This window comes from Streptomyces sp. C10-9-1, assembly GCF_024497955.1.
Taxonomy (GTDB): domain Bacteria; phylum Actinomycetota; class Actinomycetes; order Streptomycetales; family Streptomycetaceae; genus Streptomyces; species Streptomyces sanyensis.
Genome location: NZ_JANHKP010000004.1, coordinates 29,918 through 44,032 on the forward strand (window position 1 = coordinate 29,918; position 14,115 = coordinate 44,032).

Here is a 14,115-nt window from a genome sequence, read left to right on the forward strand (position 1 = left end):
GCCCCGGGGCCGCCGGCCCCGGGGCGCTCCGCCGCACGGCGGCCGGGCTCTCCCGGCGTCCGCCCGCCCTCCCGGTGCGCCGGGCGGGCGGCGCGCCGGGGGTGCGGTGCGCGGGCCCTACCGGGGGGCGGTCAGCCGGTCAGCCGGTCCAGGCTCCTGCGCACCGGCGCGAAGGCCGCCCGCCCCCGGCGCAGGGTGCGGGCCCTGACCAGCGCGGGCCAGAGGTCAGCCCCGAGCAGCGCCTCCGGGGCCACCGCGTTCTTCCGGGTGAGCACCTCCTCGGGGACGTCCTGGGGGTCGGGCACGACGTACTCCTCGACGATCCGGTCGTAGGCGTCCGCGAGCACGGTGCTCCCCGGGTCCGCCCCGAACACCGCGACCACGCCCGTCGGCGCGGTGTCGATCTCCACCACGGCGAGGTCGGGGCGGAAGCGGCGCAGTACCTGGACGACCTTGTAGACGTCGCCGGTCCAGTACTTCGTGTGGCGGTCCCGGGCAGCCTCGTCGACGTTCCGGGGGAGCATGTCGTCCAGGACGATCACACTGGACCAGCGGGAATGCCGCTCGATATTCATGAAATCACGCAATGCGAATTCGAACAGATGCATTCCGTCGATGAAGGACAGTTCCAGCCGGGGCTGTTCGCCGAGAACCGCCATGGGGTCCTTGCGGGCGAGCGCACGGAAGGGGTTGCGCCCGGTGCGCAGGTGCCGCAGCGGGTCCCGCCGGGCGAAGAAGTCGTCACTGGTCGACCGGACCAGGTGGACGTCGCAGCTCAGGCTGGTGACGATCCGGAACGCCGGGTCCACCGCCACCGACGGGACACGCGAAAGCGCCAGGCTGCGTCCGTCGTTGACCCCGATCTCGCCGTAGGTCCGGGGCTTGAGGACGCGGTGCAGCTGACGCAGGAATTCGTGGCGGTCCACTGGGTTGTCCCTTTCCTGGGAATCAATTGCCTTGATTCCTGGCGAAGTTAGCGCGGCCGATACGGAGAGGTAAACTTCTACCGCCGGGTAGCATCCTTTTCGAGGCCCTTTCCGCGTTCGGCGGCCACCATGCAGGGGAACGCCTCTGCGAGTGCCGCACGCCAATCGCGGAGGGGTTCGACCCCGGCCCTGCGCAGCCCCTCGTGGCCCAGCACGCTGTAACCGGGCCGCGGCGCGGGCCGCGCGAACGCGGCGCTGGTCGTGGGGCGCACCCGGTCGGGATCGGCACCGAGCAGCCGGAAGACCTCGCGGGTCAGCCCGTACCAGGTGGTCTCGCCGGAACTGGTGCCGTGGTGCACCCCGGGCGGCACGGTCCCGGCGAGCGCACCCCGGCCGAGCCTCAGCAGCAGATCGGCGAGATCGCGGCTCCAGGTGGGCTGGCCGTGCTGGTCGTCGACCACGTCCACGGTCTCCCGCTCGCCCTCCAGCCGGATCATGGTGCGGACGAAGTTCGCGCCGCCTGCGCCGTAGAGCCACGCGGTCCGCACCACGTGGCCGGTGCGGGGCAGCAGTTCCAGGACCGCGCGCTCCCCGGCCCGCTTGCCGCGCGCGTAGGCGCCGCGCGGTGCCGTCGGGGCGTCCTCCGCGTAGGGCCGGCTCGCGTCGCCGGCGAAGACGTAGTCGGTGGACAGGTGCAGCAGGACCGCACCGGTCTCGCCGGCGGCCTCGGCGAGGTGGCGGGGGCCGGTGGCGTTGACCCGGTGCGCGGCCTCCTCCTGGTCCTCGGCGCCGTCGACGTCGCTCCAGGCGGCGCAGTTGACGACGGCCTCGGGCCGGTGGCGGCGCAGGGCCCGGCGCACCGCGTCCGGGTCGGTGACGTCCAGGGCTGCACGGTCCAGGCCGACCGCCGCGATCCCCTGGGCGGCGAGGCGTCCGAGCACGTCCTGGGCGAGCATGCCGCCCGCTCCGGTGACCAGCCAGGTGCTCACAGCGCCGCCCGTCCCTTCAGCGGCTCCCACCAGTCGCGGTGGTCGCGGTACCACTGCACGGTCTCGGCCAGCCCGGTCGCGAAGTCCGTGCGGGGGGCGTAGCCGAGCTCCTCGCGGATCTTGGTGCAGTCCACCGAGTAGCGCCGGTCGTGGCCCTTGCGGTCGGGGACGTGCTCCACCGCGGTGTCCCAGTCGGCGCCGCAGGCGTCGAGGAGGAGGGCGGTGAGCTCCCGGTTGGAGAGCTCGGTGCCGCCGCCGATGTGGTAGACCTCCCCGGCACGGCCCCCGGTGCGGACCAGCTCGACTCCCCGGACGTGGTCGTCGACGTGGAGCCAGTCGCGCACCTGGCGGCCGTCCCCGTACAGGGGCACCTTCCCTCCGTCCAGGAGGCGGGTGATGAACAGGGGGATCATCTTCTCCGGGAAGTGGTGGTGCCCGTAGTTGTTGGAGCAGCGGGTGACGCGGACGTCGAGGCCGTGGGTGCGGTGGCAGGACAGGGCCACCAGGTCACCGGAGGCCTTGGCCGCGGAGTAGGGGGAGGTGGGGGCCAGCGGCTGCTCCTCGGTCCAGGAGCCCTCGTCGACGGAGCCGTAGACCTCGTCGGTGGAGATCTGCACGAACACCGAGACGCCCGCCCGGTGCGCCGCGTCCACCAGGGTGTGGGTGCCGAGGACGTTGGTGCGGACGAACTCGGCGCCGTCGCCGATGGAGCGGTCCACATGGGACTCGGCGGCGAAGTGGACGACCTCCCCGTGTTCGGCCATGAGCTTGGCCACGAGGTCCGCGTCGCAGATGTCGCCCCGGACGAAGGTGTAGCGCCGGTCGTCCGCGACCGGGGCCAGGTTGGCCGGGTTGCCCGCGTAGGTCAGCTTGTCCAGCACGGTGACCCGGACGTCGCCGGGGCCGCCGGGACCGAGGAGCGTCCGGACGTAGTGGGAGCCGATGAAGCCGGCCCCGCCGGTCACGAGGATCCTGGTCGTCATGAGGAGATCTGCACCTTGCTGTGGTCGCCGAGGACGAGTCGGTGGGACGAGGGGTTGCGCGGGGCGGGTGTGACCTCGACGTCCCGCCCGATGAGGGAGGCCTCGACCCGGCGGACCCCGGTGATCGAGGCGCCGCGCAGCACGATCGAGTACTCGATCTCGCTGTCCTCGATGCGGCAGCCGTCCGCCACGGACGTGAAGGGCCCGACGTAGGAGTCCCGCACGAGGCTGCCCGCGCCGATGACCGCGGGGCCGACGACCCTGCTGCCGACGATCCGCGCTCCCCGCTCCACGCGGACCCGGCCGATGATCTCGCTGGTGCCGTCGACGCTCCCCTCGTCGGCCGGCTCCACGGTCTCCAGCACCGAGCGGTTGACCTCCAGCATGTCGGTGACGTTCCCGGTGTCCTTCCAGTACCCGGCGATCGTGCTGGAGCGGACGTCGCACCGCTGGTCGATGAGCCACTGGAGGGCGTGGGTGATCTCCAGCTCGCCGCGGCAGGAGGGCCGGACGGCCCGCACCGCCTCGTGCACGGCGGGGGTGAAGAGGTAGACGCCGACGAGCGCCAGATCGCTCTTGGGCTTCTCGGGCTTCTCCTCCAGTCCGACCACCCGGCCGGAACCGTCGAGTTCGGCCACGCCGAAGGCGGTGGGGTCGGCGACCCTGGTCAGCAGGATCTGGGCGTCGGGCCGCTCCCGCCGGAAGGCGTCGACCAGGCCGCTGATGCCCCCCACGATGAAGTTGTCGCCCAGGTACATCACGAAGTCCTCGTCCGCGAGGAAGTCCCGGGCGATGCGCACCGCGTGGGCGAGGCCGAGAGGACGTTCCTGGGGGATGTAGGTGACCCGGACACCGAAGCGCGAGCCGTCGCCGACGGCCTCCTCGATCTCCGCCGCGGTCTCCCCGACGACGACCCCGACCTCGGTGATGCCCGCCTCCGCGATCGCCTCCAGGCCGTAGAAGAGCACGGGTTTGTTGGCGACGGGCACCAGCTGCTTGGCGGAGGTGTGGGTGATGGGCCGCAGTCGTGTGCCGGCCCCTCCGGAGAGTACGAGTGCCTTCACTGCCCCTGCCCAAGCGTCGGAAGAGTGGCCGTCCGGCGGTCATCGCCGCGGCGCCTCGATGTTACCTATGTCGCACTGTGCCCCGTTGCGTTCCCCGGTCCGGAGGGGGTGTCGTCGCTCGGGCGTGCGAGGCACCACGGCGGGCCGCGCCGCCGCGTGCGGGGAGGGCGGCGGCGCGGCCGGGGGCGGCGGACGGCCCGTCAGGCGACGGGCGTGTCGTCGAGCCCCGGGGCCTGCTCCGGGGCCGCCGCGCGCTGGAGCGCCCGGGCGTTGCGGGCCTCCGACGCGCCCGCGAGCGCGGTGACGGCGGAGCGGAACCGCTCGATGGCCGGGGGTGCGTCGGGACCGAGCAGGTACTGCTTCAGCTCCCGCCGCGCCTCGGCGAGCGGGTCGGAGGCGGGGTCGGCGACGGCCCCGAGGAGCTGATCCAGTTCGACGGCGCTGTTCGACAGGACCACGCCCGCGCGCACGGCGGTGTTCTGGCGGGCGAACTCGGCCGGGCCGAGGCCCGCGGAGTCGGTCACGGCATAGGGCTTGCCGGTGGCGATGAAGTCGGACACCACGCTGGAGATGTCCGAGACCATGGCGTCGGACCGGTTGAAGCAGTCGTAGAGCCGGGGTTCGGCCACGACCCGGTGCTCCCACCAGCCGAAGGACCGCCAGTAGGCATCGTTCCACTGGTGCTCCAGGCGGGCGGTCTCCGCCGCGCGCGGCGGGTCGGCCAGCGCGTCGCGGGACTCCTCTGCCTCGTCGCGGCCGCCTGCGCGGGTGCTCCCGGCGAGTTCGGCCAGGCGCCCCTCGACGCGCCGGAGTTCGGCGCGGGCGGCCTCCCGCTCGGCGGCGCTCCCGGCCGCCTCGCGGATCCACCGCGGTTCCTGGGCGCGTTCGGCGGCCGCGCGCTCGATCATCGCGAGGATCCGCCGGTGGGCGGCGGCGGCCCGGGGGTCGCGGGTGCCGGTGAAGGGGTGCGGCCGGTACAGCACGCGCACCGGCGAGGGCGCCTCCAGCAGCCGCCGCACGATGGCCTCGCCCGCGAGCATCAGCGAGGTGTTGCCGGGGTTGTCGTCCCAGCCCTCCCAGGTGGGTGCGTAGAGCACGGTGGGGACGGAGTGGCGGTGGCCGCCCCGCCAGGGCCGGATGGGGGCCAGCTGCGGTCGGCCCACCTCGACGATGTCCTCGGCGCGCACGCCGACGTCGGCCAGTGCGTAGCGGTCGCGCCCGGCCCGGCCGGCGGTCCACACCTCGTCGTAGACCTTGCTGAACGGGTTGACGCTGGCGAGCTTGTCGCTGTCGCCGTGCCCGATGAAGACGTGCTTCATGGTCGGCACCCGCAGCATGTGGATGTTCTTGCCGACGTTGGCCGCGTACAGGGCCACCCGCACGGAGGTCAGGTCCAGGTTCATCAGGTGGACGCCGCCCGGCACGCACAGCACCGGGACGGAGGTGCGGGCGAGCTGGGGGACGAGGTTGCGCTCCCGCAGCACGATCAGGGGGCGGCCGCCGAGCTGCTCCAGGGTGTCCAGCCACATGTTGACCTGGTAGGCCGAGTCCTTGGAGCCCGAGAAGTAGAGCATCACGGTGGGCCGGTACCGGCGCAGCCAGGCGTCGACGCCCTCCAGCACCTTCTGCGGCGGGTCGGGCAGCCGGGAGGCGCGCAGCCGGGGCATCAGGGCGGCGAGGTAGGCGGTGGCGAGGACCAGCGTCAGCCCGAGGCCCACGTACGCGTAGGCGTCCTTCCCGGTCAGCAGGGCGGCGAGCACCCCGGCGAAGACGAAGACGTCGAGGTGGAGCATCTTCTGCCCGCTGCGGTGTATCAGGACCGGCGGCGGCGCGTCGGGGATGCGGATCCCGGACAGGTCGACGTTGCGCGTGACCACGGGCAGCCTGCGGCGCAGCCGCAGCAGGGTGACCATGGCCCCCTGGGGCGCCTGGAGGCCGTAGAAGGCGAGCAGGCAGGCGACGGTCACGTAGAAGACCGTGTCCTCGGCCCGCCCGACGCGGGCGAGCAGCAGGACGAGCAGGAGTTCGCGGACGAGGAACCTGATGGAAAGCCCGGCACGGACCTTGCTCAGCCTGTTGATCAGATAACTGGACCGGTGGTGCAGAAACCAGTCGGCGGCATAGCTGACCGCAACGGCGAACGCGAAGAGCCAGACGCTCGGGATTATTGCCGCGAGCATGACGCTCGGGAAGGCGAGCGTCAGAAGAATCGCGGCGGCCAGCTCGGGCCCACTGCCCACGCGGGCCAGACGAATGGCTTTCGAGATCACGAGGAACCTGCTCCAGACGGTACCGTTTGCGCTTTTCTGAGAATTCCCTGAGAAGAAGCCGCGCGTGCCCGCCAAAGCACGGGGCCCCCGCAGCGTCCGCGGAGGCCCGGCGCGTCGACCCGGCGGCGGGCCTCAGCAGTCTTCATGGCGGTCGAGGACGGCGGCAAGGGCCTGTTCGAACCCGGATGCCTCACCGGCCCCGCGCGTCGGGTCCTGCTGGCGGACGTCGATCACATGACCGGTCAGCTCCGACAGCAGCACGTCGAGCGAGGTCCGCGCGACGGCCTCGGAGGACAGCAGGGAGCCGGGGGGCTCGGCGCCGAAGGCCCTGGTCCGCATCGGGGTGGCCGTCCGCTCCGGGTTCACGCAGTTCACCCGGATCCCGTCGGGCGCCCACTCGTCGGCGAGCGCCTGGGTGAGGTTGACCATGGCGGCCTTGGTCGAGGAGTACAGGCTGTACTCGGCGCGGCCGCGGGTGTAGCTGCTGGAGGTGTAGAGCAGCAGCTGGCCCCGGGTCTCGGCGAGGTACTTGTGCGCGGCGCGGGCGATCTGCACCGGGGCGAGGTAGTTGACGTCCAGCGCCTCCTGGATGGCGGCGGTGTCGGTCTCCGCGAGCTTGCCGATGCGCAGCACCCCGGCGGTGTTGATCACATGGTCGATCCGGCCGGTTTCCGCGTACGCCCTGGCCAGGGCCTCTTCCACGTGCTCGGGGTTCTCGACGTAGGTGCCGGTCGTGGAGCGGCCCAGCGCGTAGACCCGCGCACCGTGGGACTCGGCGAGCGCCGCGACGTCCGCGCCGATGCCGTACGAGCCGCCGAAGACGACCAGGGTCCGGCCGTGCAGCAGCTCCCGGTAGGCGGCCTCGTCACCGGTGCCGGGGGCCGCGGCGGAGGCGAGCTGGAAGAGCTTGTCGGCGATGAAGACGTCGACCGGCTGGGTGACCTTCATGTTGTACTCGTCGCCCGCGACCACGTGGATGGGCACGTCCGGCAGGTACCGCAGGACCACCGAGCAGTCGTCGGTGGCCTGGAAGTTCGGGTCGGAGGCCGCGATCCGGTAGGCCCGGCGGATCGTGGACAGCTTGAAGGCCTGCGGGGTCTGACCGCGCCGCAGCCGGGAGCGGTCCGGGACGTCGGTGATGAACTCGCCGTCCTCCCCGTGGGTGCGGGTGACGATGATGGTGTCCGCCGAGGGGATGGCCACGTCGACGGCCTGGTAGCGGTCGAGGGCGGCGACGCAGTCCTCGATCACGCGCTCGGAGAGCAGCGGCCGGACGGCGTCGTGGAAGAGCACGTTGCGGTCCTCGCCCTCGGCCAGGCCCTCCCCCAGGGCGGCGATGGCGCGCTCGGTGGTCTCACTGCGGGTGGCGCCGCCCTCGATGACCGCGGAGACCTTGGCGAACCCCGCCTTGGCGATGATCTTCTCGACGTCCTCCACATAGCCCGGGGCCATCATCACCACGATGTCGTCGATGCACCGCGCACGCTCGAAGACCGTAAGGGTGTGTTCGATGACGGCCTTTCCGGCGATCTTCAGGAGCTGCTTGGGAATGGACAGCCCCACGCGCTGCCCGGTACCGCCGGCGAGGAGGACAGCCGTGTTTCGGGAAGTGACCAGATCTTGCACGGACGGCGGCACCTATCTCGTGGAGGCGGGGGAGCGAGCTGATGCTTGCATTTATGTTTACCCTCCCGCAAGGCGTTGTCACTCCCCCGAACATTCGAATAAACCCCCTACTTTCGAGTATTCCGAGGGAGGGCGTGACCGCATGGTGACGCTCGTGTGACACCGGGCACCCACCACATCGGAATGAATCATTCCAGATCGAAACAAGAGGTGCCTACATGTCCACCACGTTGAGTGCCAGATCGTTGGAGACCGTGTAATACACGTGCACGCGGACCTCCTTCACGGGCCTCCCGAGAAGCCGCTTCGCCCAGGCCCGTGCACGGCCGCCCTCCCGCCTCCTGGGCAGCACGGTCCGGGGGAAGACGTAGACGTGCTTCTTCGCCACCACGTCGTCGAGGAGCCCGGCCATCCGGATGCCGGGCCCCCCGGCAGCCCAGCGGACGTACAGGTCCCAGACGTCGTGGGATGTGCTCTGGCGTGCGGCGGGCGCGGCCGAGGGGAACCGGAAGCGGAAGCCGTCGCGGCCCACCCGGGTGCCCCGGAAGGCGAGCTCCTCCTCCGGCGCGCCGCGTCGGCGCAGCAGCAGCACCGGCCGGGCGGCCGGCTCCGGCCCGCCGGCCCCGCCGAGCGCACCGAAGAGGACTCCCTCCACCGAGACCGCCCCGCCGCCCGAGACGCGGACCGACGCGACCTCCGCGTGCACCGGCCGGTGCCAGGCCCGCAGCGCCAGCGCCCCGCCCCTGGCCTCGTCCTCGTAGGGCAGCAGGACCCGCACGCCCTCGGCCCCGAAGGGGCGCCGGGCCGCGTGCAGCGCACCGCGCTGGTCCACCACCCGGGCCGCCAGCCGGCGGCGGTATCCGCCGGGCAGCTCCGCGTAGACGCTCCACACCCCCTCCGGCAGGTCCTCCCCCGCCGGGACGCGGGCCGAGCCCGCCGCGTCGAAGGGGAACGAGCGGACCTCGGTCCGGGCGCCGGTGCTGGCGCACAGCAGGCGGGCCCCGGGGCCGAAGCCGGGCGGCAGCGGGGCGAGGAGGTCGACCCGCAGGGAGCCGTCCTCGGCGACCGTGCAGTCGGCCGCGGGGGCGGCGCCGCGCAACGGCGCCCGTTCCCCGGCGCTCGCGGCAAGCTCGTCGAAGAGGGTCTCGTACTGCTTGGCGACCACCCCCGGGTCGAAGCGCCGCGCGTGGCGCAGGGCCGCCGCGCCCATCCCGCGCCGCAGGCCCTCGTCGTCGATCAGCCGCAGCAGCGCCCGGGCCACCGCCCCGGCGTCCCCGACGGGGACGAGCAGGCCGTCGACCCCGTCGCGCACGATCTCCCGGGGCCCGTAGTCGCAGTCGGTGCTCACCACCGGGACACCGCAGCGCATCGCCTCGACCAGGGTCATCCCGAAGGACTCGTGGCGGGAGGTGGAGACCGCGATGCAGCCCTTGGCCCACTCGGGTTCGATCGGAGAGCGCGGCCCCATCAGGTGGACCGCGTTGTAGAGGCCGAGCGCGTCGATCTGCCGGCGCAGGTCGTCCCGCCGGTCGCCGGAGCCGTAGATGCGCAGCGTCCAGCCCGGCCGGGCGGCCGCCACCCGGGCGAAGGCGTCGACCAGCACGTCGTACTGCTTCTCGGCGGACAGCCGCCCCGCCGCCACGACCGTCGTGCCGGTGCCGTCGGACGGGGGCACCACCGGCTCCGGCACGCTGTTGGGGATGGCGAGCACCCGGGTCGCGGGCAGGGGCATCTTCTCCCGCCAGGCCCTCGCGTCCCCCTCGGAGACCGTGACGAAGGCGTCGACGGCGTCCAGGTGCTCGTACATCTCCTCCCGCAGCGCCGCCCTGTGGTGGTTGTGCGTCATGTGCTCCTGGCCGATGCGCACGGCGTCCGGCGGCGCGAACCGCGCCACATAGGCGACCAGCCCGGGGCGGGTGCCGATCACGACGTCCGCGTCGGAGCCCGCGTAGTGCTCGCGGACGCGCTCGTCGGTCAGCCGGCTGTACTCCCGGTACCGCGCCTCCGCGCGGGGGAAGACGCGGGCGGGCTCGGAGTACAGGGGGTCCGCCCGGTCGGCGCTGCCCTGGCGGGTGTCCACGAGGGGCACGACGCGGAGGCGGGGATCGAGGGCGAAGGCCGCCTCGTCCCGGTGGCGGAGGACGGAGACGATCTCCACCTCGTGCCGGTCGGCCAGCTCCTCGGCGAGGTTCAGGGTGGTGCGGATCGTCCCGCCGATGCCGTAGACGGTGTGGATGAGGAAGGAGACCTTCATGGCGCTCAGCTCACTCCTGCCCGGGCGCGGGAGGCGTCCCGCACGTGTGCGCGGCGGGCGCGGCCTCGGCCTCCCCGGCGCCCGCACGGCGGCCTCCCGGGCGTCGGCGGCCCCGGCGACCGCGCGCCCAGTATGCCCGAAAGGTCGCACCCTTCGGCCTCCCCGCCAGGCCCGTTCGGGTGAACGTACGCCGCCGCCCGCGCGACCGTGGACGGCGCGCGGGCGGCGGCGGACGGGGCGCTCCCCCGGGCAACGCGGGGGGCGCGCTCAGCCCCGGGTGCCGGGGTGGCGCAGCCGCCACCCCTGCCAGGCGGACTCCACCATCCGCCGCACGTCGTGGCGCGCGGTCCAGCCCAGCTCCCGGCGGATGAGGTCGGCCGAGGCCACCACCCTCGCCGGGTCGCCGGGGCGGCGGGGCGCGATCTCGGGCTCCGTGTCCGCGTGGCCGGTGACCTCGCAGATCAGCCGGATCATCTCGGCGACGGACACCCCCTCGCCGCGGCCGATGTTCAGCACCAGCTCGGCGGCGGGGTCCACGGCGAGCCGGCTCGCCGCCGCCACATGGGCGGAGGCGATGTCCCCGACATGGATGTAGTCGCGCACACAGGTGCCGTCGGGGGTGGCGTAGTCGTCGCCGAAGACGAGCGGCCGCTCACCCCGGTCCAGCCGCTCGAAGACCATGGGCACCAGGTTGGAGACGCCCGTGTCGCCCAGCTCCGGGGACACCGCTCCGGCCACGTTGAAGTAGCGGAGCGAGGCGGTCGCCATACCGTGGGCCCGGCCCGTCGCCCGCACCAGCCACTCACCCGCGCGCTTGGTCTCGCCGTACGGGCTCATCGGGAGGCACTCGGTGCTCTCCGTCACCAGGTCGACGTCGGGCATGCCGTAGACCGCGGCGGAGGACGAGAACAGGAAGCGGCGCACCCCGGCCCCCGCGGCCGCCTCCAGCAGGGTCTGGAGACCGGTGACGTTCTCCCGGTAGTAGTGGAGCGGGCGCTCCACGGACTCGCCGACCTGCTTCTTGCCGGCCACGTGGACGATCCCGTCCACCGCGTGTTCGCGCAGTACCCGCGCCACCAGCTCCCCGTCCAGCACCGAACCGCGCTCCAGGGGAACGCCGGCGGGGAGGCGTGCCGGGTCGCCGGTGCTCAGGTCGTCGAGGACGACCACGCGCTCCCCGCCGTCGGCCATGGCCTTCACCACGTGCGAACCGATGTAGCCGGCACCGCCGGTGATCATCCACGTCATCGGCTCATTCTAGGAGGAGCCCGACCGGCCCGGGGCGGGGCGGGGGAGGCCACCGCGCCTCCCGGCGCCGTCCGGCGGCCCCGGCACGGGCTCCGCCGCCGGGTGGCAGGGCGTCACCGCAGGTGCCGCGGAACACGGCGACCGCCGGGGGCCTCGGCGGCCCTCCCGCCGAGGTCCGGGGCCGGCGGCGGCCTGCACGGGGAACCCGCCGCGTCTGCCCCTGCGCACCGGGACCGCAGCGCCGGGCCCGGGAACGCCGGGCCCGGGACGCCGCCGGGCTCAGAAGGGCTCGAAGCCCTCGAACTCCCGCTGCGCCTCGTCGCGCTCCGCATCCCGGTCCCGGCGCCTCTGCGCCGCGGGCCGGGGGGCGTCGAAGCGGTGGTCCTCGCCCCGGCGGCCGAGCATCTCGGCCCCGGTCAGCATGGTCGGCTCCCAGTCGAAGACGACCGCGTCGTCCTCGGGGCCGATGGCGACGCCGTCGCCCGCCCGGGCGCCGGCCTTCATCAGCTCCTCCTCCACGCCGAGCCGGGCGAGCCGGTCCGCGAGGTAGCCGACGGCCTCGTCGTTGTTGAAGTCGGTCTGGCGGACCCAGCGCTCCGGCTTCTCGCCCCGGACCCGGTACAGGCCCTCGGCCTCGGCGGTGACGGTGAACCCGGCGTCGTCCACGGCCTTCGGCCGGATCACGATGCGCGTGGCCTCCTCGACGGGCTTGGCGGCACGTGCCTCGGCGACGATCTCGGCCAGCGCGAAGGACAGCTCCTTGAGCCCGTTGCGGGCCACCGCGGAGACGTCGATCACCCGGTAGCCGCGCTGCTCCAGGTCGGGGCGGATCAGGTCGGCGAGGTCCTGGCCGTCGGGGATGTCGACCTTGTTGAGGACGACGAGGCGCGGGCGGTCGCCGAGGCCGCCGTACTCGCGCAGCTCGGCCTCGATGGCGTCGAGGTCGGAGACGGGGTCGCGGTCGGACTCCAGCGTCGCCGTGTCGAGCACGTGCACGAGGACCGAGCAGCGCTCGACGTGGCGCAGGAACTCCAGGCCCAGGCCGCGGCCCTGGCTGGCACCGGGGATGAGCCCCGGCACGTCGGCGATGGTGTAGACGGTCGACCCGGCGGTGACGACGCCCAGGTTCGGCACGAGGGTGGTGAAGGGGTAGTCCGCGATCTTCGGCTTGGCGGCGCTGAGCACCGAGATCAGCGAGGACTTGCCGGCGCTCGGGTACCCCACGAGGGCCACGTCGGCGACGGTCTTGAGCTCCAGCACCACGTCGCCCGCCTGGCCGGGCTCGCCGAGCAGGGCGAAGCCGGGGGCCTTGCGCCGCGCCGAGGCGAGGGCGGCGTTGCCGAGGCCGCCGCGACCGCCCTCGGCGGCGATGTAGGTGGTGCCCTGGCCGACCATGTCGGCCAGTACGTTGCCCCGCTTGTCGAGCACGACGGTGCCGTCGGGCACGGTCAGGACCAGGTCCTGGCCGTCCTTGCCGGAGCGGTTGCCGCCTTCGCCGGGCTTGCCGTTGGTCGCCTTGCGGTGGGGGCTGTGGTGGTAGTCGAGGAGGGTGGTGACCGACTGGTCCACGACCAGGATCACGTCCCCGCCGCGTCCACCGTTCCCGCCGTCGGGCCCGCCGAGCGGCTTGAACTTCTCCCGGTGCACGGAGGCGCAGCCGTGGCCTCCGCTACCCGCGGCGACATGCAGCTCGACGCGGTCCACGAAGGTGGTCATGGGTGGTGCCTCCAGTGAGAACGATGGGTACTGCGCGACTACGGAAGGGACCGAGGGGTCCGTCTGTCTCTCAACACGCGAAAGGCGGACCCGCTTCCCTGCCGGGAAGTGAGGTCCGCCCCTCGTGGAGAACCGGTCAGGCGACCGGAACGATGTTCACGACCTTGCGGCCACGGGAGGTGCCGAACTCCACGGCACCGGGCAGGAGCGCGAACAGGGTGTCGTCGCCGCCACGGCCCACGCCCGCACCGGGGTGGAAGTGGGTGCCACGCTGACGGACCAGGATCTCACCGGCGCTGACGACCTGGCCGCCGAAGCGCTTCACGCCGAGCCGCTGAGCGTTGGAGTCGCGACCGTTCCGGGTGGACGATGCGCCCTTCTTGTGTGCCATCTCTCCTCAGTCCCTTACTTCGCAGCCGTGGGGATGCCGGTGACCTTGATCGCCGTGTACTGCTGACGGTGACCCTGGCGGCGGCGGTAGCCGGTCTTGTTCTTGTAGCGAAGGATGTCGATCTTCGCGCCCTTGTGGTGGTCCACGACCTCGGCCGTGACCTTGATACCGGCCAGCACCCACGGGTCGCTGGTCACGGCGTCGCCGTCGACAACGAGCAGGGTCGAGAGCTCGACCGTGTCGCCAACCTGGGCGGTGGAAATCTTGTCAACCTCAACGATGTCGCCGACAGCAACCTTGTGCTGGCGACCACCGCTGCGCACGATGGCGTACACGCGGATCTCTCTCTCGCTCGGAACGGAACCCCTGATGCCAGCCGCCCATACGGGCCGGGGCCCGATGATCCGGATGCGGACGAGCGGCCTCTCCCGGCCGAGCCGGGAGGGAGATGCTCAGGAGTGGACGTGTACAGGAAACACGCCGAGGGTCAAGGTTACGGACCGGCCTGCCGCGGGTCAAACCGGGTGCCGGGCCCGCCGTCGGGGGTTCCCCGCAGGGGTACGGAGTGCCCGCCCGCCGCGGGGTGCGGCCCGGCCGGGGGGTGCCGGCGGGGGCGGGGCCCCGGGCCCGCCGACGCACGACGCACAG

11 protein-coding genes are annotated in these 14,115 nt (G+C 73.0%); all 11 read right to left on the reverse strand.

All coding sequences use genetic code 11. The features are described from left to right. Positions 1-131 precede the first annotated feature (131 nt). Positions 132-926: a class I SAM-dependent methyltransferase gene (locus NPS70_RS06655; RefSeq protein WP_256523101.1), complete on the reverse strand. Its 795-nt coding sequence runs from the start codon at positions 924-926 to the stop codon at positions 132-134. 77 nt (positions 927-1,003) lie between these two features. Then, on the reverse strand, positions 1,004-1,915 hold the full coding sequence (rfbD, locus tag NPS70_RS06660) for a dTDP-4-dehydrorhamnose reductase (RefSeq protein ID WP_374211947.1): 912 nt from the start codon (positions 1,913-1,915) through the stop codon (positions 1,004-1,006). Continuing rightward, positions 1,912-2,898, reverse strand: coding sequence for a dTDP-glucose 4,6-dehydratase (gene rfbB, locus NPS70_RS06665; protein ID WP_256523102.1), 987 nt, complete (start codon positions 2,896-2,898; stop codon positions 1,912-1,914). Before rfbB ends, rfbD begins: the two co-directional genes overlap by 4 nt. After that, a complete protein-coding gene (locus NPS70_RS06670) occupies positions 2,895-3,962 on the reverse strand; it encodes a glucose-1-phosphate thymidylyltransferase (RefSeq protein ID WP_256523103.1) in 1,068 nt (355 codons plus the stop codon). Before NPS70_RS06670 ends, rfbB begins: the two co-directional genes overlap by 4 nt. A gap of 200 nt (positions 3,963-4,162) precedes the next feature. Further along, positions 4,163-6,232: a hypothetical protein gene (locus NPS70_RS06675; RefSeq protein ID WP_256523104.1), complete on the reverse strand. Its 2,070-nt coding sequence runs from the start codon at positions 6,230-6,232 to the stop codon at positions 4,163-4,165. Positions 6,233-6,364: 132 nt separating this feature from the next. After that, positions 6,365-7,858: a bifunctional cytidylyltransferase/SDR family oxidoreductase gene (locus tag NPS70_RS06680; protein ID WP_256523105.1), complete on the reverse strand. Its 1,494-nt coding sequence runs from the start codon at positions 7,856-7,858 to the stop codon at positions 6,365-6,367. A gap of 214 nt (positions 7,859-8,072) precedes the next feature. Next, complete coding sequence (locus NPS70_RS06685) at positions 8,073-10,112, reverse strand: glycosyltransferase family 4 protein (RefSeq protein WP_256523106.1); 2,040 nt, start codon at positions 10,110-10,112, stop codon at positions 8,073-8,075. 267 nt (positions 10,113-10,379) lie between these two features. Further along, positions 10,380-11,360 carry a UDP-glucose 4-epimerase GalE gene (gene galE / locus NPS70_RS06690; RefSeq protein ID WP_256523107.1) on the reverse strand — a complete coding sequence of 327 codons (981 nt, stop codon included), beginning with the start codon at positions 11,358-11,360 and terminating at the stop codon, positions 10,380-10,382. Between the two features lie 279 nt (positions 11,361-11,639). After that, the gene (gene obgE / locus NPS70_RS06695; protein ID WP_256523108.1) at positions 11,640-13,076 is read right to left on the reverse strand and encodes a GTPase ObgE; all 1,437 of its coding nucleotides are present in this window, start codon (positions 13,074-13,076) and stop codon (positions 11,640-11,642) included. A gap of 136 nt (positions 13,077-13,212) precedes the next feature. Next, entirely contained in the window at positions 13,213-13,467 is a 255-nt protein-coding gene (rpmA, locus tag NPS70_RS06700; protein WP_164333991.1) for a 50S ribosomal protein L27, read from the reverse strand. Between the two features lie 14 nt (positions 13,468-13,481). Further along, positions 13,482-13,802, reverse strand: coding sequence for a 50S ribosomal protein L21 (gene rplU / locus NPS70_RS06705; RefSeq protein ID WP_256523109.1), 321 nt, complete (start codon positions 13,800-13,802; stop codon positions 13,482-13,484). Positions 13,803-14,115: the final 313 nt, after the last annotated feature.

Bases quoted from the DNA above. Each gene is read 5' to 3' on its own strand.
- rfbB (WP_256523102.1), bottom strand. From the start codon at position 2,898: ATGACGACCAGGATCCTCGTGACCGGCGGGGCCGGCTTCATCGGCTCC.
- NPS70_RS06685 (WP_256523106.1), bottom strand. From the start codon at position 10,112: ATGAAGGTCTCCTTCCTCATCCACACCGTCTACGGCATCGGCGGGACG.
- galE (WP_256523107.1), bottom strand. From the start codon at position 11,360: ATGACGTGGATGATCACCGGCGGTGCCGGCTACATCGGTTCGCACGTG.
- obgE (WP_256523108.1), bottom strand. From the start codon at position 13,076: ATGACCACCTTCGTGGACCGCGTCGAGCTGCATGTCGCCGCGGGTAGC.
- rpmA (WP_164333991.1), bottom strand. From the start codon at position 13,467: ATGGCACACAAGAAGGGCGCATCGTCCACCCGGAACGGTCGCGACTCC.